This is a genomic window from Bradyrhizobium sp. NBAIM14 (assembly GCF_020193895.1).
In the GTDB taxonomy this organism is placed as follows: Bacteria; Pseudomonadota; Alphaproteobacteria; order Rhizobiales; family Xanthobacteraceae; genus Bradyrhizobium; species Bradyrhizobium yuanmingense.
Map to the genome: position 1 here is coordinate 24,641 of NZ_JADYVQ010000027.1, position 20,282 is coordinate 44,922.

Sequence of the window (20,282 nt, forward strand, 5' to 3'; positions counted from 1 at the left end):
AACGTCTCGCAGCAAGATTCGTGGATGCAACCCCTCATCCGGCGCTTCGCGCCACCTTCTCCCGCAAGGGGGAGAAGGCAAGAGCGCCCCTCAATAGCAATACGACACGCCGTCCAGGATCGCGCATTGCCGCTTGTTCGGCGCGTTCGGATCGTCCAGCGGCACCACGCCCTTGCCCTGACCGACAAACACGCCGGTCCCGACACGCACCGAGCTCTTGTTGCCGATGATCACGCTCTGATGCGGCGCCGAGCTGGAGCGGGTTCCGTCCGGCCAGAGGATGGTATCGCCTGAAAGCACCCCGCGCCGGCCGTCGTCGCAGCTGACGTCGCCCCCCTGCCGGGTGCAGACCTGTGCCAGGGCCGGCGCGGCAAGGGCGGAGCCGAGGGTCGAAATCAGGCTCAAGGCGGCGATGGTCTTGCGGATGGTCATGGCGTCCCCGGTCGTGTGTGGCGGCTTGCCGTGAATCGTCGCGCCAGGGCCGCCCGCGGTTCAGCCCCGCGGCCGCTTCGGGTGCCCGCGGAGCCGGATATTGTGCTGCAAATACAGTAAGTTGCGGAAAAATCGCCCGATATCTCCGCGATCCCTTGCAAAATCGTCGGCGCCCCTTCAAGAGAGGGCGCTCCGGAGAGATGGCCGAGTGGCTTAAGGCGCACGCTTGGAAAGCGTGTGTGCGGGAAACCGTACCGTGGGTTCGAATCCCACTCTCTCCGCCACCCGCTCAAATCAATGGCGCCGGCTTATTTGCCTTCGGGGCCAGCAATCGTCGCCAAGCGTCCGAGCAGGGCCGCCTCGGCCCTGGAAGTCAGACGGTAGCCTTCCGCCATCTCGGCCATGTCGCCGCGGGCGACGCACGCGTCCCACCAGTCCCTCACAAAGCCCTCGGCGTACCCGCGCGTGTTGAAGCCGTAAGGTTCGGTGACAAGGTCGAAAGCGATCATCAGCTCGTAACAAGGCGAGTCGTAGGAGGTGCCGGTCTCGGACCGGCCCAAGAAAGCTTCGAAGGATCTGGCCGTACGAAGGCTCGAATAAAGCCAGAACATCAGTCCATACATCAGATGTGAGCGCTCGTCGTCGTGCAGGGCAAAGAAGCCCTTCTCGTCCACGATCTGCCGGGCCAAGGTGCGCAACATTCGCTCGCCGTGCGGCAGACGGTCGCCGACGGCGGCCAAGGCTCGCACCACGATTGGCGATAACGTTCCCCGCTCGACGGTCGCGATCGCAGCGGCCCGATCCTCCTCAGCAGTGTCGTACTCGGACTCCTCCACCAAGCCGCGAATGAAGGTCTCGAAGTCCGGCGCGACGACGACGATACGGCAGTCATCCTCCTGGTCGACGTACACGACCTGCGGCTCGCCCCGCTTTCCGCAGCTCCGGTAGTCCAGCATGATCAGTTCGTGGCCGCCGGCCGGCGTGTCGGCGATTCCGACGCCAATCGGCGGGTAGCCCCATTCCTCGATCATGAACTTGGCGCCAAACTTCCCGGCGAGTGAATAGGTGGACGTACGGCCAAGAGCGAAGAGCCCCTCGATAGCCACGTGGTCCTCCGCCCAGCCTGTACGCTCCTTCATTGGATGGCAGTTGCGCTTGACCATTCCGCCATTGTGGCGCCGTGCGAGGTCGACATAGGCCGCCGGCAGCCGATACCCTCCGATTTCATGCTCAATGGAGGCGATCAGCTCGTCGGTCGGCGGAGGCTCGACATAGTTCTCCAGGGAATACGGACAGTCGTCCCAGAAGCCTTCGAAGTCGAAGTCGTCAAAGAGCCGTTTCGTCGCCATCTTCATTACCTCGTCATGTTACGAGGCGTGTCTAAGCGCCCAGTAGCCAGGACCGTTGATTGCCGCCCTTCGGAATGAAAACAGCTTATACGTCAATCAGGATTGACTGACACTCTCTCCGCCATTTGCTGCCGCTCATAACGGTTTGGTTGCAGGCTCGAGTCCCGCCGGTGCGGTTGAGGCGCTTAGTTGCTTTCATTGCTGGGCAGCGGCTTCATATTCGTGGGGTCATGCCCTCAGGAGCTTATTCCGTGCCGCAAGCGATCCTATCCGCGCAGAGCCGACCCCTCCGTTCCCGTGCCGAGTTAGCCTCCATCATCATAAGCGCCTATGAGCGCATCGAGCGGGACCGGCACCGCAATTGCTGGATCTATGTGCGGCCCATGGAAGAAGCGCTGGCTGAGGTTGATGCCCTTGTGCAACGAGCGGAAGAGGGTGAAGTCCTGCCGCTCCTTGGCGTGCCATTCGGCGTCAAGGACAATATTGACGTTGAGGCCATGCCAACGACAGCAGCCTGCCCGTCATTCGAATATAGGGCTGCGCAATCGGCTAGATGCGTCGAGAAATTGGCGGCCGCGGGTGCGATCTGTCTTGGCAAAACCAACCTGGATCAGTTCGCAACCGGACTGTCCGGCGCCCGCTCCCCCTACGGCGCCTGTTCCAGTGCGGCGGACGATCTGTATGTCTCCGGCGGTTCGAGCTCCGGCTCGGCTGCTGCCGTAGCATCCGGCCATGTTGCCTTCGCTCTCGGCACAGATACCGGCGGCTCAGGCCGGATTCCCGCAGGTTTCAACGGAATCATCGGGATCAAGCCAACCGTCGGCCTCGTCTCGTCCCGGGGACTTGTGCCGAACTGTCCGACGCTCGATTGTCCCTCGATCTTCTGCAATTCCATTGCCGAAGGTCGAATTCTGCTCGGGTTGATCGAAGGATTCGACGACAGTGATCCCTTTAGCCGCCAACGGATTGCCACGTCCTTCCCACCTCCTCGCAAATTCCGGTTCGGCCAGGTCCCTGTCGGTCATCTCAATTCATTCGGCATGCCGGAATGCGATGACCTCTACAGGCAGGCCTGCACGAGGCTTTCGGGATTGGGAGGTCAAGCCAGGAACATTGACTTCGCGCCTTTCGCCGAAGCCGGTGAAATGCTCTTTTCAGGGCCTTGGATTGCCGAACGTCATGCGGCGATCAGCAAGCTCATGAACATCGATCATGGAGACCTGCTTGACGTCATCCGCAACGTGCTGAGCGGAGCTGCCCGGTTTTCCGCAACAGATGCATTCGCCGCGCAACATCGACTTTGGAAGCTGCGACGCCAGATCCAAACGCTTTTCGAGGAGATCGATGTTCTGGTGGTACCGACCGCGCCACGCCCCTTCACGATTGCGGAGATGATGGAAGATCCCATCACGCTCAACAACCGCCTCGGTTACTACTCCTATTTTGCCAATCTCGTGGACTTGTGCGCGGTGTCGGTTCCCAATGCAACGCTCGGCAACGGCATGCCGATGGGTATCACTTTGCTGGCACCTGCGTGGCGCGACCATGTTGTTCTCGACCTTGCCGAACGATGGCTGCCCGATGCGAAGGCCAGACTGTTCGATCTAAAGGAATATCCGAAGGCCGCCTCCTAGACCACTTCGAGATCGAGGGCGCGCAGATTGAGGATCACAATCAGGCCCCGGTGATAACGGATGACGCCTCTTGCCTGCATGCGGGAAAGCTGCACCGTCACCCATTGGCGGGTTGAGCCGATCAGATTGGCGAGATCACCATGCGTGAACGGGATCCCGATCACGATCTCGCGGCCCTGCTGCGAACCGTAGATCTTCGAGAGGAAGACCAACAGACGATGCAGCCGCTCGGTCACCGAGCGGGTCCCCAGCATTTGCGCCATGGCCGAGTAGCACCGTGCCTTGAAGGCGAGCGCATCCAGCAGCGCGACTGCGATACTTGCCGATTGAAGCGCCAGCGCGCGCAGGGCTGGGCCGGGCAAGAACGTCACTCGGCTTCGTTCCACTGCGACCGAAGACCATACATGGGCACCAGTACCGAACAGATCGGGGCCGCCGACGAAATTGCCGGCGAACCAGTAGGCCAGCGTCACCTCGCGTCCGGAAGGCGCCGCGTAGTAGCTGCGAATACGCCCCTCTTCGATCAGATAAATGCCGTTTTGCAGATCGCCCTGACGCCAGACATGCTTGCCTGCCGGCAGGACCTCCTCGCGGCCGATGGCGAGGACACGACGCCGGTCAGCCTCACACAACGGATCCAACAAGCTCGGCAGCGACCCGACCAGAGCATCCGATCCCGCCAGCATGATGCCGGTCGCATTCCTGAGACTTGCCGCTGACATCTGCTCGCTCCCCTGCCGCCGCAGGGGAAAGCCATTCAAGAGCCATGCCAGAACATATCGTCAGGCGCCTACGTCTTGATTTCCATCTGCTCGAAGGCCCTGCGGCCTTCCGAGCGGATCAGGTCAAGGCAATCCCGCTTGAGGGCGAGATAGGCGGCCTCCGCGACGATGGCGCTGGAGCGCGGCCGCGGCAGGCTCACCTGAAGATCCCTGAGGATGCGGCCAGGTCCGGCGCTCATGATCAGCACACGGTCAGAGAGAAGGATCGCTTCATCGATGTCGTGTGTGACGAAGACGATTGTTGCATTGATCCGCTCGCGGAGCTCCAGCAGATTGTCCTGCATGACCGCCCGGGTCTGCGCATCCAGCGCTCCGAACGGCTCGTCCATCAACATGACACTCGGCTGATTGGCGAGGGCACGGGCAATCGCAACCCGCTGCTGCATGCCCCCGGATAGCGTGTGCGGATATGCCGACGCAAATCTGGTCAGACCGATCATCTCGATGAGGCCGTCGGCAATCCGCAGCGCCTCCGCTTTCGGCTTGCCGAGAGCGCGGGGCCCGTGTGCGATATTCCGGCGCACCGATTTCCACGGAAACAGATGTGGCTGCTGGAAGACCATTCCGATCTCGGGCCGTGGCTTGCGCATTGCTTCGCCGGCCATGAGCACCTGGCCTCCGAACGGCCGCTCGAGGCCGGCCATTGCATTCAGCAGCGTGGACTTGCCGCAGCCGGATGGACCGACGATCGAGACGAATTCTCCCTGGGCTACTGCCAGGGATACGCGGTCGACCGCGATGACCTGCCCGCTCGGCGCATCGAAGACGATGCTCAAATCCTCGACCCGGATGATCGCCTGACACGCCGCGGCGGACGGCGGGTACGTATCCACGAGCCTGAGCGGCTGGTCTGGACGAAGCAGGCTAGGGGTCATCGCCACCACACGGCACGTTCGGCAAGAATCGCGAAGGAACGGTCGGCGACGAAGGAAAGCAGTCCGAGAGCCGCCAGCCCGCCCATGACCTGACCCGTTTGCATGTTCTGTTGCGCAATTTCGATACGATAAACGATACCGGCGAACGCTCCTGCCAACTCGGCGGCGACCAGCGTGTAGAAGGAGATGCTCACCGCGGTTCGAAGACCGACCGTGATATAGGGCAGCGCGCCAAGAAGGACGATCTCCCACAGCATCTGCGGTTGCGGCGTGCCGAGCATCTGGGCGGCTCGGATAAGTCCGTGGTCGACTTTCTGCACCCCGATGTGGGTCGCGAGCCATACCGTGAAGAACACGCCCCAAACGACCAGGAAAAGCTTGCCTGTTTCCGAGAGGCCAAACCAAAGGATGACGATCGGCACGAAGGCGATGGGAGGAATTGGACGAAGGATGTGAAACAAGGGCGAAAGCAGGCTGGACACCAGTCGAAATCGGCCGGTCAGGATGCCGAGCACGATTCCGCCCGCGGCCCCGATGGCAAATCCCGCGGCCACGCGCGCGAGGCTCGCCATCAGGTCGGCGAAGAATTGTCCGCTGCGAATCCATTCGAGAACGGCAACGGCGACGGTCGATGGCGGCGGAAACAGCACGGTGTTCACGATGCCGGAGCGCGCAACCAGTTCCCACATGCCTGTGAAGGCGGGCACGGAGAGGACAGCGACCAGTACGCTCAGCCGTTCGGTCGCGCTGCTGCGTCTGCCGACGCTCACGGGCGTGCCCCCAGCGTGACGCGAGCTGAATCGAGCGCCTTCAGCGGCGCCGTCACCAGGACTTTCGTGAAATCGGGCATGCTCGCTCCAGGGGGATGATTGCCGGTCTCGAGCCGCCAGGCGGCATGGGTTTTCAGAGTCGTGAGAATCCTGTCGTCGAGGCGCACATGGTAGACGTAGTCCGTCCAGATCGACGCCAATTCATCGCGTTTCATCCCCGTCGCCGCTGCGATGACGTCGATTGCTTCACCCGGATTCGCCTTGAGCCAGTCCTCGGCTTCGATGAGGGACGCCAGGAACTTGCTTACGATCGCCGGGTTGGCGGCGAGGTAAGACTGCGTCACGACGATATTGAAGGTCTCCGAGTAGAGACCTTTGGTATCAAGCGGAATCGCGCCTTCGCCGAGAGCCTTCTTCGCATTCGCGACGTGCGGCTCCCAGGTGTCGAATGCGTCGATGCTGCCGGCCGCCATGGCAGGGAGCATCTCCTGCGGTCGCAGGTTGACGAGCGTCACGTCCTTCGAGGTCAGGCCCGCCGCTTTCAACAGAACCGAGGTGTAGACTTCGCTGCCGGTTCCGGCCGTGAAGGCGATTCGCTTTCCACGCAGATCGGCCTTCGTCTTGATCCCGGCAGAAGCTGCGGTCATGGTCTTGAGATCCGAATATTCCATCCCCGCCACGAAGGCGATGGGTTGTTGCGCCATCGCGGCCGCCGTGACCGGCGCCTCGGCTGTTGTCGCGAAATCCGCCCCTCCCCCAAGCACCGTATCGAGGCACTGCTTCCCGCTGGTGAAATTGGAGACCGCGATGTCGAGCCCGTGCTTGGCGAAAAGGCCCTTCGCATTGGCAACGATCGCCAGTCCCGAGATCGGCCCAAGATTCTGGGCGAGCCGCGCCTTCAGCAATTCCTGGGCTGTCGCACGCTCGAGCGGCGCAAACAGGAAGGACGCAGATAGCACGAACACGGCGAACCGAAGTGCAGTTGTTGATCGCATGCCAAACCCCTGTGATGCCGGCGACCGGAGGTGATCGACGTTAACGACAGGATCGTCTGAAGATCGAAGACCATGAAGCAATTAATCGACAAGGCCCTGCTGTCCACTTTTTGCGCAAGCAAAACAGCTTCCAACCGTGATCGGGGCAATAAATTCATCAAGCTGCTCACACCTTGGGCGCAGCATGGCCTGCGGCAACGGCACTCTGCTGGCTTCCGCCAAGTCCTGATCTCGACTCAATCAGAACCGATCGAGCTTTGGATGCCGTTGCGTGCGCGGCGAAACCAGGCCCACGTCTGCCGCGTCACTGCGATGTAGCCCGGGCCCCGATAGACGATCCGATCGGCGATGATCCGGTTCAGTTTCGGCAGCGCATGGAAAGGAATCGAAGGATAGGCATGGTGTTCGACATGATAGGGCATGTTCCATGCGAACCAGCGCACGAACCTGGCGGTATAGGTGGTGCGGGTGTTCTGGAAGGCGCTGCGCGTGCGATCGCAGCCGGTGTGTTCGGCAAGCAGATACGGACGCAGAAACAATTGACCGACGATCACGGGGACGACCCAGACCCACAACAGGATCAAGGTGTGCAACGCGATCGATGCCAGCAACAGCGCGACGTAGCCTGCCAGATGGAGACGCGCCTCTGTCACGACGATGTGGCGTTTATTTTCAGGAATCCATGGTGACGTGGCGTTGCCGGTCAACGCATGGCGAAGCATCAGCCCCACCCGGAAGGCAACCTGCCGCAAGCCGCTGTAGACGATCACCAATTGCGCGTCCGAGGTCGGGATCGGAACCGACAGCAGTTCCGGATCCCTCTTTGGATCCTGCGTATACCGATGATGATCCCAGTGGAATAAGCAGTAATATTCGTAAGGCAAGCCGACCGCGAACGAGGAGAGATGACCGAAGGCGAGATTAAGCGCCCGGCTGCGAAATGCCGTCTTGTGGGCGGTCTCGTGGACCACCATGAACAGGAATGCGACAAAGTAGCCTTGGACGACCACCAGCGGCAACGCCCAGACGATTCCGTATTGCGATGAGACCAGCCAGATCAGCGCGCCGACAACGACGATCACGCCGTAGTGGCTGGCCGCGCGGATCAGACCCTGCCAATCGGACCGCACCGACAATTCGCGCAGCATGGCTGGAGTCAGCGGCTTCTCTCCGGTGGCAGTGATGGCATTGCTCATGATCGTGGTCGTCTCTTTTTCGGAATCGCACACTTGACCGTGCTCGTGAGGACGCTGGAATTGGCCAAGCACAGGCCGACCCTAGGAAGCGCGGCCGCAATGCAGAAGCAATTTATTTCGTCGGCGTTGGCTCGCCCGGCATCCCTGGACTGACACTCTCCTCGCCAGCCTTCGCAAACCAAGTTTGCGCAAGGCTGGCGCGCCGAAGCCCGCAGGCCGAAGGCGGACTCGGTGCCGTTTGCTTCGGCTCGGCAAGCCTGCCGGGGGCAAGCTTCTCCTGCGCCCTCCGCCGCCGCTTCACCCCACCAGCTTCCACTTCCCATCCCCGGTCCGCTTCAACGCGGGGTCGCTCACCCGCACGTGCTCGGCGAGGAAATCGATGAACGCGCGCACGCGTGCCGGGAGTGGGGCGGTGTGGCCGACATAGACGGCGTGGATGTCTTCGCGGTCGCCGGGATTGTATCCTTGCAGCACCGGGACGAGGCGGCCGGATTCGATGTCGGGGCCGATGTGGAAGAGCGCGAGGCGCGCGAGACCGACACTGCCGAGGCAGAGGCGGCGGGCGGCTTCGCCGTCGCTGGCGCGCGCGACCGGCGGGGGCAGGGCCTCCTCGGCGTGGTCGCCACGCCTGAACGGCCAGCCGCGGATGCTGCGTGGAAAGGTCCAGCCGATGCCGCGGTGGTCGGCGAGATCGGCCGGAATCTTCGGCATGCCGCAACGGGCGAGATAATCCGGCGCGCCGACCACGACCATGCGGCTGGTGCCGAGCTTTCGCGCGACCAGCCGCGAGGCGCGCAGCGGACCGACGCGGATGGCGACGTCCGCGCGCTCCTGCATCAGGTCGATCACCGTATCGGTCAGCACGAGATCGAGCGTGACGTCGGGATGCTGCGCCAGAAACCGCGGGATCAAAGGCATCACATGCAGCATGCCGAAGGGGATGTTGCAGTTGACCGTGAGGCGGCCGCGCGGCGCCGCGCCCGAGGCCGCCTCGCGCTCGGCCTCCTCCATCTCGGCGAGGATGCGCAACGATCGCTCGTAGAAGGCCTGGCCTTCCGCTGTCAGCGTCAGCTTGCGCGTGGTGCGGTTGACGAGCCGCGCGCCGAGGCGCGCCTCCAGACGCGAGATAAGCTTACTGACGCCCGATGGCGTCAGACGCAGCTTTCGCGCGGCCTGGGTGAAGCCGCCGAGGTCCACGACGCGGACGAAGACCTCCATCTCGGCCGAGCGGTTGGTATCGAAACGGGCCATGTTGAATTCACGTCACAAATGATTGGATTGCGGACATTCTAATGGTTTGGCGGCAGCGCCGCTATCTGCGTGGCTCGTCTCATCCCTTGGAGCAACGCATGCCTCCTGCCGTCCTCGCGCTCACCGCCGGTGCCTTCGGCATCGGCACCACCGAATTCATCATCATGGGCTTGCTGCTGCAGGTCGCCGCCGACATGCACGTCTCGGTGCCGGTCGCGGGCCTGCTGATATCAGGCTATGCGCTCGGCGTGTTCGTCGGCGCGCCGGTGCTGACGCTGGCGACGCGGCGGATGCCGCGGAAAACTGTGCTGCTGGCGCTGATGGCGATCTTCACGCTCGGCAATGCGGCTTGCGCGCTCGCACCCACTTACGAATTGCTGATGGCCGCGCGGGTGCTGACCTCCCTCGCCCACGGCACGTTCTTCGGCGTCGGCTCGGTGGTGGCCACCAGCCTCGTCGCCGAGGACAAGCGTGCGTCTGCGATCGCCACCATGTTCATCGGCCTGACGGTCGCGACGCTCCTGGGCGTGCCCTTCGGTGCCTGGCTCGGCCTGATGCTCGGCTGGCGCGCGGCGTTCTGGGCGGTGACTGTCATCGGCGTGATCGCGTTTGCGGTCGTCGCCGCGCTCGTCCCCGGCCATGTCGGCGATGGCGACAAGCCGATCTCGCTTGCCGAGGAAGTGGCCGTGCTCGGCCGTCCGCAGGTGCTGCTCGGTCTTGCCATGACCGTGTTCGGCTTCGCCGGACTGTTCGTCGTCTTCACCTATATCCAGCCGATCCTGACGCGCTTCACCGGCTTTTCGGAGGCTGCCGTCTCGCCGATCCTGCTGGTGTTCGGCGTCGGCCTTGGGATCGGCAATATCGCCGGCGGCAAGCTTGCGGACCGCGGCCTCGCACAGGCCTTGACCGGCACGCTTGCCGCGCTTGCGATCGTGCTGCTCGGCCTGGCGGCCGTGCTGTCGATCAAGATCCTGTCCGTCGCGCTGATCCTGCTACTCGGCACCGCCGCCTTCGCGACCGTCGCGCCGCTTCAGCTTCGCGTGCTGGAAGCCGCAGGTCCCAGCGGCCGGACGCTCGCCTCCAGCCTCAACATCGCCGCGTTCAATCTCGGCAACGCGCTCGGCGCCTGGGTAGGCGGCGTCACCATCGACCGCGGGCTCGGCCTTTCGGCGCTGCCGCTGGTCGCGGCCGGCATCACCGTCATTGGCCTCGTTCTGGCGCTGTGGAGTCTCCGGCTCGATCCCGCGCCGGCAACCGTCGCGGCGTGCCCGGCGGAATAGGAGAGCGATCATGGAATACCGCAATCTCGGCGCTTCCGGGCTCAAAGTCCCCGTCCTCAGCTTCGGCACCGGCACGTTCGGCGGCCAGGGTCCGTTGTTTTCCGCCTGGGGCCGCAGCGGCACTGATGAAGCCCGCAGGCTGGTCGATATCTGCCTCGATGCCGGCGTCAATCTGTTCGACAGCGCCGATGTCTATTCGAACGGCGCCTCCGAGGAGATCCTCGGTGCCGCGATCAAGGGGCGCCGCGACAAGGTGCTGATCTCGACCAAGATGAGCCTGCCGATGGGCGACGGTCCGCTCGATGCCGGCTCGTCGCGGCAGCGGCTGCTTGCCTCGGTTGATGCGGCGCTAGGACGGCTCGGCACTGACCATATCGATCTGCTTCAGCTCCACGCCTTCGACGCGTTCACGTCGATCGAGGAGGTGCTGTCCACGCTCGATATGCTCGTGCGCGCCGGTAAGCTGCGCTATGTCGGCGTCTCGAATTTCGCCGGCTGGCAGCTGATGAAGTCGCTCGCGATCGCGGACCGGCATGGCTGGCCGCGCTATGTCGCGCACCAGGTCTATTACTCCCTGCTGGGGCGCGACTATGAATGGGAACTGATGCCGCTCGCGCGCGATCAGGGCGTCGGCGCTCTGGTCTGGAGCCCACTGGGCTGGGGCAGGCTCACCGGAAAGATCCGGCGCGGCCAGCCGCTGCCGCAAGGAAGCCGCCTGCATGCCACCGCACAGTTCGGTCCGCCCGTGGACGATGCGCGCCTCTACGCCGTCGTTGACGTGCTCGATGCGATTGCTGTGGAGGCCGCTCGGACCGTGCCGCAGGTCGCGATTGCCTGGCTGCTGTCGCGTCCCACGGTCTCTTCCGTGATCATCGGGGCGCGCGACGAAGCGCAGCTGCGCGACAATCTCGGTGCCGTCGGCTGGTCGCTGAGCGCGGACCAGATCAAGCGGCTCGATGAGGTCAGCGGGGTGATGCCGCCTTATCCGTACTATCCCTATCGCGTCCAGGAGGGCTTTGCGCGGCTCAATCCACCGTTGGTGTAGGAGCTTGCTCATGGAAGGCTGCGATTGCGACAGAGCGTCGCGACAATGCGCCATGCAGAATCGCGCCTGTACAGGGTCCCATGTCGTCCCTAACCTCCGCCGCGCAAATTTAGGAGATGCGGCGTGGCGAAGAAGACGGCGACCAAGAAGAAAAGTGTGTTGAAGACGACGGCGAAGGCTTCGAAGAAGGGCTCCGGCCGCAAGAGCGCCGTCGCCAAGCCGGCCGGAAAGGCCGCTGCCGGCAAATCGGCGAAGCCGCGGCGCCCGAAGGGCCCGGCCTGGCAATGGTCGGCGGTTGAGACCGCGGCTGCGATCCGCTCCGGCGCCATCTCCGCGGTGGAGGCGGTGGAAGCGCATCTCGAACGAATGCGCACCGTCAATCCGAAGCTGAATGCGGTCGTCGTCGATCTCTCGGAGGAAGCACTCAAAGCGGCGCACGCGGCCGACAAGCAGCGCGCCAAAGGCGGCGAGCTCGGTCTCCTGCACGGCGTGCCGATTACGATCAAGGAAAATGTCGACTACGAGGGCCGGCCGAATTTCAACGGCGTGCCCGCCAACAAGGACCTCATTGCACCCTCCGACTCGCCCGTGGTGCGCAACCTGAAGAAATCAGGCGCGATCGTCATCGGTCTCACCAACACGCCCGAATTCTCCTTTCGCGGCTTCACCGACAATCCCCTGCACGGGCTGACGCTCAACCCCTGGGATCCCGACATCACCTGCGGCGGCTCCTCCGGGGGCGCGGGCTCGGCGGTCGCTGCGGGCATCGGCACTATCGCCCACGGCAACGACATCGGCGGCTCGCTGCGCTGGCCGGCGCATTGCAACGGCGTTGCCACCATCAAGCCGACGCAGGGCCGCATCCCCGCCTTCAACGGAAGCGCAACGTCGGAGCGGCCGATGCTGGCGCATCTGATGTCGGCGCAGGGGCCGCTTGCGCGCCACATCGCCGACGTTCGCCTCGCTTTGGAGGTGATGAGCCAGCGCGATCCGCGCGATCCCTGGTGGGTGCCCGCGCCGCTGGTCGGCGAGCGGCCGAAGCGGCCGATCAAGGTTGCACTGGCAAAGATCCCCGAGGACATGGACGTCGATCCCTCTGTCGCCGCGGCGCTGCGCCAGGCTGCCGATCATCTCGAGCGGTCCGGCTATCGCGTCAGCGAGGTCGAGGTACCCGACATCAACGGGGTCTGGCAGACCTGGTGCGACATCATCACCAACGAGACCGTGATGATGCAGGAGGCCGCCATGCTGAAGGTCACATCCGAGGATTTTCACAAGTCCTGGGGCGGCATGAAGGCCAAGGCCAACGTGCTCGATCTCAAGGGCTGGATGCAGGCGACCGCCGCGCGCAACGGCCACATCCGCGCCTGGCAATTGTTCTTCGAGGAGTATCCGGTGGTGCTGGCGCCGACCACGGTGAAGCCGACGCCGGGCCCGCGCGAGGACACCATCAGCTCCGAGCGCGTGCGCGAGATCTTCTGGGGCGAGATCCGCTTCATCTCCGCCATCAACGTGCTGGGCCTGCCCGGCGCGGTGGTGCCGGTGGCGCTGCATGACGGCAAGCCGATCGGCGTGCAATTGATTGCCGGCCGCTATCGCGAGGATCTCGCCCTCGATGCCGCAGCCGCCATCGAGAAACGCGTCGGCGTGCTCGCGCACCGGCTGTGGGAAAGAATGGCGTAGCGGCGGGTAATTTCACCCTCTCCCCTTGTGGGAGAGGGTGGCTCGCCCCAGAGCGGCGAGACGGGTGAGGGGTATCCCTCCACGAGTTCGCGTGTGGATAGACACCGCACATCCGGCGCTTCGCGCCACCTTCTCCCACAAGGGGAGAAGGAGCGCCACGGCGAGAGCGCGTTCGTTAATCCGCTTTAACCCGGATTTCAGCCAATCCGCGAGCAAGCATTAGGGTTACTTCCTCGATCTCTAAGCGAATTATTGTCCGCTTTACCACCCGCCTCTAACAGAGGAGCGGCGGACAACGCACATGCCTCATTCTAGGCCAATAAGTGCGGCCCGCTCCACGCGGAGGTGGCACGATGCGCAACGAGACGATCGCTATTCACGCCGGCTACGAGCCTGAAGCCACCACGCACGCAGTGGCCGTGCCGATCTACCAGACCGCGGCCTACGCCTTCGACAGCGCCGATCATGGCGCCGCCCTGTTCAATCTGGAGACCGAAGGCTTTCGCTACAGCCGCATCGCCAATCCGACCAGCGCAGTGCTGGAGAAACGCATCGCGCAGCTCGAGGGCGGCGTCGGCGCGCTCGCGGTCGCGACCGGGCAGGCAGCGCTGCATTTCGCCTTCGTCAACGTCGCCGATCACGGCGGCAACATCGTCTCCGTGCCGCAACTCTACGGCACCACGCATACGCTGCTCTCCCACATCCTGCCGCGCCAAGGCATTACCGGCCGTTTCGCCGAGAGCGACAAGCCCGAGGCGGTCGAGAAGCTGATCGACGAGAACACCCGTGCGGTGTTCGCCGAGACCATCGGCAATCCCGCCGGCAATGTCTGCGACATCGAGGCGCTGGCGAAGGTCGCGCACGCGCATGGCGTGCCGCTGATCGTCGACAACACCGTCGCCACCCCGATCCTCTTCAAGCCGTTCGACTATGGGGCCGATATCGCGGTGCATTCGCTGACCAAGTTCTTGGGCGGTCACGGCACCACGCTCGGCGGCGCCATCGTCGATTCCGGAAACTTTCCCTGGGCCGAGTACGCCGATCGCTTCCCGGCCTACAACAAGCCCGACGCCTCCTATCACGGCCTGGTCTATGCCGAGCGCTTCGGCAAGACCGCCTATATCGAGCGCGCGCGCAGCGTCTATCAGCGCACAATGGGCTCGGTGCTGTCGCCGTTCAACGCCTTCCTGCTGCTTCAGGGCATCGAGACCGTGGCGCTGCGCATGGAGCGCCATGTCGAGAACGCCCGCAAGGTCGCCGAATTCCTGCGCGGCGATCCGCGCGTGGCCTGGGTCAATTACACCGGCTTCCCGGCCAGCCCCTATTATCCCCTCGTGCAGAAGTACCTGAACGGCAACGCCTCCTCGCTATTCACCTTCGGCATCAAGGGCGGCATGGAGGCCGGCAAGGCGTTTTACGATGCGCTGAAGCTGATCACGCGCCTCGTCAATATCGGCGATGCCAAGTCGCTCGCCTGCCATCCGGCATCGACCACCCATCGCCAGATGTCGGCGGAGCAGCAGCGCGCCGCCGGCGTGCTGCCGGAGACGATCCGTCTGTCGATCGGCATCGAGCATGTCTCTGATATCATCGAGGACATCGACCAGGCGCTGGAAAAGGCCTGCCCGTCGGCGCGCCGCGAGGCTGCGGAGTAGGCGGCGCCGGCCATGACGATCTTGATCGACAAGGATCAGGTCATCGCGGGCCCGACGCTGGTGCCGGCCGCGCACGATCTCGCGCGCGATGCCGGCGCCGAACTCACCATCGGCCTCGTCAACAACATGCCGGATGCCGCGTTGAAGGCGACCGAGCGGCAGTTCATGAAGCTGCTTCTGGCCGCGGCGGGCTCGCGCCGTATCCGCTTCCACTGCTTCTCGCTTCCCAGCGTGAAGCGGTCGCCGGAAGCCAAGTGGCACGTTGAGAGCGAGTATTCCAACCTTTCCGATCTCGAGCACGGCAAATTCGATGGGTTGATCGTGACGGGCGCAGAGCCGATCGCGCCCGAGCTCGACGGGGAGCCGTACTGGCGCGACCTCGCCAACCTGATCGACTGGGCCAAGGCCAACACGCGTTCGACGATCTGGTCCTGCCTTGCCGCGCATGCCGCGGTGCTGCATCTCGACGGTATTGAACGGCGGCGGTTGCCGGCCAAATGCCACGGCATTTTCGATTGCGAGATCGCCGCAGACGATTCGCTGACCCGCGCTGCGTCTGCGCCGCTCAAGGTATCGCATTCACGTCTGAACGAGATCGCCGAGAGCGACCTCGTGCACGCCGGTTATCAGGTGCTGACACGCTCACGGGAGGCTGGCGTCGACGTCTTCGTTCGCCAATATGCCAGCCGCTTCGTGTTCTTCCAGGGTCACCCCGAATATGACGCGCTGTCGCTGCAGCGCGAATATCTGCGTGACATCGGCCGCTATCTCGCGCGGGAGCGGGAGACCTATCCGCGCCTGCCGGTGAGTTATTTTGACGCAGCGACTGAAGAGAAGCTGGCTCGGTTCGAGAAGAAGGCGGCGCACCAGCGCCATCCGGCGCTCAGCAACGAGCTGCCCGCGCTGAACCTGCGCGCCGATATCGGCGCTGGCGACGCGGCGGCGGTGCTCTTCCGCAATTGGTTGCGTTATCTCGGCGCGGACGCCGACGCGTCGATGTCGGTGCGCTAGCCGAAGCGCTCTTGGTTCGGCGTTAGGATTACCCGGGCGTTAGGCTTGCCTCGACCTGCGCACGAATGTTTCAGTAGAGCAAGAAGGCATCACAGGAAACGCAGTCGTGTGGTCGGCACTCCAGGGACGCGTGAGCAATCGGTTGGCCCGGCATTTCCGCGCCGCGCCGCACCGGCTGGCCGCGCATGCGGCGATGGTGAGCTTCACGTTCGACGATGCCCCCGATAGCGCCGCGGGCGAGGGCGCCGAGCTACTGGAGCGGCATGGCGGCCGCGGCACCTATTACCTCGCCGGCAGCCTGATCGGTCGGCCGTCGGAGCATTGGCACGGCCTCTCGGATGATGCGATCGTCCGGCTTCACCGCGCCGGGCACGAGATCGCCTGCCACACCTTCTCGCATCAGAGCTCGGCGACGCTCGACGAAACCGCCATGGCGCGCGAGATCGAACGAAACCGCAGCCATCTCCGCGGCATCGATGGCTCGATCACGCTGGAGAATTTCGCCTATCCCTATGGCATCGCCTCGGTGTGGCGCAAGCCGCAGCTGACAAAGGCCTTCCGTTCCGCGCGCGGCATTCTTCCCGGCGTCAACAGCGGCGTCATCGACCTCCAATTCCTGCGCGCCTCCCCCTTGGTCGATTGCGAGATCGACGAGGCGGGCGTCGATCGCTATTTCGACGAGGCGGTCGCGAGCGGCGGCTGGCTGATCTTCTACGGCCACGACGTCAGCGACAGGCCGAGCCCCTATGGCTGCACGCCGCATTTGATGCGTCATGCGCTCCAAGCCGCCGCCAAGCGCAACATGCCGATCGTGACCGTCGCAGAAGCGCTGCGACGGATCGGGGCGTAGCCTCTTCTTCCCTTCTCCCCTTGTGGGAGAAGGTGGCGCGAAGCGCCGGATGAGGGGTATGTCTCCACAAGCTCATATCTGCGTTCGCGGGTAGAACCCCTCACCCACCTCGCTTCGCGAGGCACCCTCTCCCACAAGGGGAGAGGGAAGAGTCGTGCCTCGCCTCCAAACAGTCTTGCCACAGCCACACCAGCATGCGACTGGCCTTGTGACGAATCCCACGGCCTGATCTGCTCCGCCCATGTCCGCTCCCTCCAACGCCCCACTGCCTGCGCCAGCCAACGGCCGCGACGCGCTGTCGGTGCTGCATTCGGTGTTCGGCCTGCCGGGATTCCGCGGCGCGCAGGGCGAGATCGTCCGCCATGTCACCGACGGCGGCAATTGCCTGGTCTTGATGCCGACCGGCGGCGGCAAGTCGCTGTGCTATCAGCTTCCATCCTTGCTGCGCGAAGGCTGCGGCATCGTGGTCTCGCCGTTGATCGCCCTGATGCGCGACCAGGTCGCCGGCCTGATCGAGGCCGGCGTCAATGCCGCCGCGCTGAACTCGTCGCTGACGCCGCAGGAGGCCTCCGACGTCGAACGCCGCCTGCTCGCCGGCGATCTCGACCTGCTCTATGTCGCGCCGGAACGGCTGGTCACGCCGCGCTGCCTGTCGCTGCTGGCGCAGGCGAAGGTGGCGCTGTTCGCGATCGACGAGGCGCATTGCGTCTCGCAATGGGGTCACGATTTCCGGCCCGAATATGTCGGCCTTTCCGTCATCGCCGAGCGCTTTCCCGACGTGCCGCGCATCGCGCTGACCGCGACCGCCGACGAGCTGACGCGCAAGGAGATCGTCGAGCGGCTGCAGCTGACGGGCGCGCCGCAGTTCGTCTCCAGCTTCGACCGGCCCAACATCCGCTATGAGATCGTCGACAAGCGCAATGCGGTGTCGCAGCTGAAGGAATTCATCCGCGAGCGCCACATGGGCGATGCCGGCGTGGTCTATTGCCTCTCGCGCAACCGCGTCGAGGAGGTCGCCGCAGCGCTTGCCGAGGCCGGCATTGCGGCGCTGCCCTACCACGCCGGGCTCGACGGGGCGGTGCGCTCGCGCAACCAGGATCGCTTCCTCAACGAGGACGGCATCGTCATCGTCGCGACCATCGCCTTCGGCATGGGCATCGACAAGCCCGACGTGCGCTTCGTCGCCCATCTCGACCTGCCCAAGAGCATCGAGGCCTATTACCAGGAGACCGGACGCGCCGGTCGTGACGGCAAGCCGTCGGCGGCGTGGATGACCTACGGCCTCTCCGACATCGTGCAGCAGCGCCGCATGATCGACGAATCGGCCGGATCGGAGGATTTCAAGCGGGTCTCGATCGGCAAGCTCGACGCGCTGGTCGGCCTCGCCGAGACGCCGCATTGCCGACGCCGGCGCCTGCTCGCCTATTTCGGCGAGATCGTGATGGGCGAGAGCTGCGGCAATTGCGACAATTGCCTGACGCCGCCGAAGATGCGCGACGGCAAGGTGCTGGCGCAGAAGCTGCTGTCCTGCGTCTATCGCACCGGGCAGCGTTTCGGCGCCATGCATTTGATCGACGTGCTGGTCGGACGCCTGACCGAGAAGGTCACACAGTTCGGTCACCACAAGCTGTCGGTGTTCGGCATTGGCCGCGAGCTCAACGAGAAGCAGTGGCGCACGGTGCTGCGGCAATTGGTGGCGACGGGCCATTTGCGCAGCGACAGCGAAGCCTACGGCGCGCTCAAGCTGACGGAGTCTTCGCGCGGCGTGCTGCGCGGCGAGACCGAGGTCTGGCTGCGCGAGGAGGCGCCCGGCACGCGGGTTCGCGCCAGCCGGGCCACGTCACGCCGCGGTGACCTCGCGCCCGCGGCGAGCGCGCCGCAAGGCGACGTCGATCCCGAATTGCGCGCGCGCCTGCGCGCCTGGCGGTCAGAGGTCGCGCGCGAACGCGGCGTGCCGGCCTATGTGGTGCTGCACGATGCCACCATCGACGGCATCGTCCGGGCCTGGCCGACCACGCTGGACGAGCTGCGCAACGTGCCGGGGATCGGCGACAAGAAGCTCGAGCACTACGGCGACGAGTTGCTGCAGATCGTGAGGACGAGGTAGGGCGAGCCAAAAACTCCCCTGTCATCCCGGACAAGCGAAGCGCAGATCCGGGATCCATAACCACAGGCCGGTGTGATGACGGCAGGCTGGCAACTGCCAGTCCTCGCAAAACGATTGCTGCGGCGTATGGGTCCCGGGCTCGCGACTTCGTCGCGCCCCGGGACGACAGTGATGCATGACGCGCGAGCGCTACGCTCTCACTCACCCATTCCTGAACGCATACGCATACCCGTTCAGCGCCGGCGCGCCGCCGAGATGGGCGTAGAGGATCTTCGCGCCTTTCTCGAAATAGCCCTTTTTCGCAAGATCGATCAGGCCCTGCATCGACTTGCCCTCATAGACGGGGTCGGTGATCATGCCTTCGAGGCGCGCGGTGAGGCGGATCGCCTCCTTGGTCTCCTCCGATGGCACGCCATAGGCGGGATAGGCGTAGTCCTCGATCAGCACGACGTCCTCAGTGACGAGATCCTTGCCGAGCTCGACGAGCTTTGCCGTGTTCTGCGCGATCTCGAGTACCTGGGCCTTGGTCTGGGCGGGCGTGAAGGAGGCATCGATGCCGATCACCTTTCGCGCACGGCCGTCCGCCGCAAACCCGACCAGCATGCCGGCATGGGTGGAGCCGGTGACGGTGCAAACGACGATGTAGTCGAACTTGAAGCCGAGCTCGGCTTCCTGCTTGCGCACCTCCTCGGCAAAGCCGACATAGCCGAGGCCGCCAAACTTATGCACGGAGGCACCGGCGGGAATGGCGTAAGGCTTGCCGCCCGCCGCCTTCACTTCCTCGATCGCCTGCTCCCAGCTCTTGCGGATGCCGATATCGAAGCCGTCGTCGACCAGGCGCACGTCGGCGCCCATGATGCGCGAGAGCATGATGTTGCCGACGCGGTCATAGACGGCGTCCTCGTGCGGCACCCAGGCTTCCTGCACCAGGCGGCATTTCATGCCGAGCTTGGCCGCGACCGCCGCGATCATGCGGGTGTGGTTCGATTGCACGCCGCCGATTGAGACCAGCGTATCGGCATTGGAGGCGATCGCATCGGGGATAATGTATTCGAGCTTGCGCAGCTTGTTGCCGCCATAGGCGAGGCCGGAATTGCAGTCCTCGCGCTTGGCATAGACCTCGACTTGGCCGCCGAGATGTTTCGACAAGCGCTCCAGCTTCTCGATGGGCGTCGGGCCGAAGGTCAAAGGATAGCGCGGAAATTTGTCCAGCTTCATGGGTCAATCCCGATTGGCGTTGGTGTTGGCGGCTCCCTAGCATCGCGTCGGGAAAATGTGCTCTCGAATATTGCGGCCATGTTGCGCAATTTCTTGCGAAAGTTGCGGCGATAGCTAATATTCCTTCCAGAACAGCATTTTCTTACGGA

General features: G+C 64.2%; 17 protein-coding genes and 1 tRNA gene. 9 read left to right on the forward strand and 9 right to left on the reverse strand.

What is annotated here, in order from left to right; translation table 11 throughout:
* Nucleotides 1–90: 90 nt before the first annotated feature.
* Nucleotides 91–432 carry a hypothetical protein gene (locus tag I6F28_RS34275; RefSeq protein ID WP_225143308.1) on the reverse strand — a complete coding sequence of 114 codons (342 nt, stop codon included), beginning with the start codon at nucleotides 430–432 and terminating at the stop codon, nucleotides 91–93.
* Nucleotides 433–626: 194 nt separating this feature from the next.
* Between I6F28_RS34275 and I6F28_RS34280 the strand changes: the two genes are divergently transcribed.
* Nucleotides 627–716 (forward strand) — tRNA-Ser (locus I6F28_RS34280).
* A 24-nt stretch (nucleotides 717–740) separates the two neighbouring features.
* On the opposite strand, the gene I6F28_RS34285 is transcribed toward I6F28_RS34280, so the two are convergent.
* A complete protein-coding gene (locus I6F28_RS34285; RefSeq protein ID WP_225129874.1) occupies nucleotides 741–1,787 on the reverse strand; it encodes an SMI1/KNR4 family protein in 1,047 nt (348 codons plus the stop codon).
* Between the two features lie 245 nt (nucleotides 1,788–2,032).
* Here I6F28_RS34285 and atzF point away from each other — a divergent pair, with 245 nt between their 5' ends.
* Complete coding sequence (gene atzF, locus I6F28_RS34290) at nucleotides 2,033–3,415, forward strand: allophanate hydrolase (RefSeq protein WP_225143310.1); 1,383 nt, start codon at nucleotides 2,033–2,035, stop codon at nucleotides 3,413–3,415.
* Here atzF and I6F28_RS34295 read toward each other — a convergent pair.
* From I6F28_RS34295 to I6F28_RS34320, 6 genes are all read right to left on the reverse strand, one after another.
* Entirely contained in the window at nucleotides 3,412–4,101 is a 690-nt protein-coding gene (locus I6F28_RS34295) for a Crp/Fnr family transcriptional regulator (protein WP_225129871.1), read from the reverse strand. The genes atzF and I6F28_RS34295 overlap by 4 nt on opposite strands.
* Before the next feature lie 104 nt (nucleotides 4,102–4,205).
* The gene (locus I6F28_RS34300) at nucleotides 4,206–5,081 is read right to left on the reverse strand and encodes an ABC transporter ATP-binding protein (protein ID WP_225143312.1); all 876 of its coding nucleotides are present in this window, start codon (nucleotides 5,079–5,081) and stop codon (nucleotides 4,206–4,208) included.
* The gene (locus tag I6F28_RS34305; RefSeq protein WP_057030178.1) at nucleotides 5,069–5,842 is read right to left on the reverse strand and encodes an ABC transporter permease; all 774 of its coding nucleotides are present in this window, start codon (nucleotides 5,840–5,842) and stop codon (nucleotides 5,069–5,071) included. Before I6F28_RS34305 ends, I6F28_RS34300 begins: the two co-directional genes overlap by 13 nt.
* On the reverse strand, nucleotides 5,839–6,837 hold the full coding sequence (locus tag I6F28_RS34310; RefSeq protein WP_225143313.1) for an ABC transporter substrate-binding protein: 999 nt from the start codon (nucleotides 6,835–6,837) through the stop codon (nucleotides 5,839–5,841). Before I6F28_RS34310 ends, I6F28_RS34305 begins: the two co-directional genes overlap by 4 nt.
* A 236-nt stretch (nucleotides 6,838–7,073) precedes the next feature.
* Nucleotides 7,074–8,033: a fatty acid desaturase gene (locus I6F28_RS34315; protein ID WP_225143314.1), complete on the reverse strand. Its 960-nt coding sequence runs from the start codon at nucleotides 8,031–8,033 to the stop codon at nucleotides 7,074–7,076.
* A 297-nt stretch (nucleotides 8,034–8,330) separates the two neighbouring features.
* Nucleotides 8,331–9,284 (reverse strand): LysR family transcriptional regulator, encoded by a 954-nt coding sequence (locus I6F28_RS34320; RefSeq protein ID WP_109141763.1) that lies wholly within the window; start codon nucleotides 9,282–9,284, stop codon nucleotides 8,331–8,333.
* A 98-nt stretch (nucleotides 9,285–9,382) separates the two neighbouring features.
* Between I6F28_RS34320 and I6F28_RS34325 the strand changes: the two genes are divergently transcribed.
* The 7 genes from I6F28_RS34325 to recQ all read left to right on the forward strand — a co-directional run bounded on the left by I6F28_RS34325 (nucleotide 9,383) and on the right by recQ (nucleotide 18,915).
* The gene (locus I6F28_RS34325; protein ID WP_225143315.1) at nucleotides 9,383–10,564 is read left to right on the forward strand and encodes an MFS transporter; all 1,182 of its coding nucleotides are present in this window, start codon (nucleotides 9,383–9,385) and stop codon (nucleotides 10,562–10,564) included.
* Nucleotides 10,565–10,574: 10 nt separating this feature from the next.
* Nucleotides 10,575–11,609, forward strand: a complete 1,035-nt coding sequence (locus I6F28_RS34330; protein ID WP_225143316.1) for an aldo/keto reductase — start codon at nucleotides 10,575–10,577, stop codon at nucleotides 11,607–11,609.
* A gap of 123 nt (nucleotides 11,610–11,732) precedes the next feature.
* Nucleotides 11,733–13,292 carry an amidase family protein gene (locus tag I6F28_RS34335; protein ID WP_225143317.1) on the forward strand — a complete coding sequence of 520 codons (1,560 nt, stop codon included), beginning with the start codon at nucleotides 11,733–11,735 and terminating at the stop codon, nucleotides 13,290–13,292.
* Between the two features lie 353 nt (nucleotides 13,293–13,645).
* The gene (locus I6F28_RS34340; RefSeq protein ID WP_225143318.1) at nucleotides 13,646–14,947 is read left to right on the forward strand and encodes an O-acetylhomoserine aminocarboxypropyltransferase/cysteine synthase family protein; all 1,302 of its coding nucleotides are present in this window, start codon (nucleotides 13,646–13,648) and stop codon (nucleotides 14,945–14,947) included.
* Between the two features lie 12 nt (nucleotides 14,948–14,959).
* Complete coding sequence (metA, locus tag I6F28_RS34345; RefSeq protein ID WP_225143319.1) at nucleotides 14,960–15,958, forward strand: homoserine O-succinyltransferase MetA; 999 nt, start codon at nucleotides 14,960–14,962, stop codon at nucleotides 15,956–15,958.
* A 106-nt stretch (nucleotides 15,959–16,064) separates the two neighbouring features.
* A complete protein-coding gene (locus I6F28_RS34350) occupies nucleotides 16,065–16,808 on the forward strand; it encodes a polysaccharide deacetylase family protein (RefSeq protein WP_346656759.1) in 744 nt (247 codons plus the stop codon).
* A gap of 241 nt (nucleotides 16,809–17,049) precedes the next feature.
* Nucleotides 17,050–18,915: a DNA helicase RecQ gene (recQ, locus tag I6F28_RS34355; protein ID WP_225143321.1), complete on the forward strand. Its 1,866-nt coding sequence runs from the start codon at nucleotides 17,050–17,052 to the stop codon at nucleotides 18,913–18,915.
* Between the two features lie 201 nt (nucleotides 18,916–19,116).
* Here recQ and I6F28_RS34360 read toward each other — a convergent pair whose 3' ends face one another.
* Entirely contained in the window at nucleotides 19,117–20,133 is a 1,017-nt protein-coding gene (locus I6F28_RS34360; RefSeq protein WP_225143322.1) for a 1-aminocyclopropane-1-carboxylate deaminase, read from the reverse strand.
* Nucleotides 20,134–20,282: the final 149 nt, after the last annotated feature.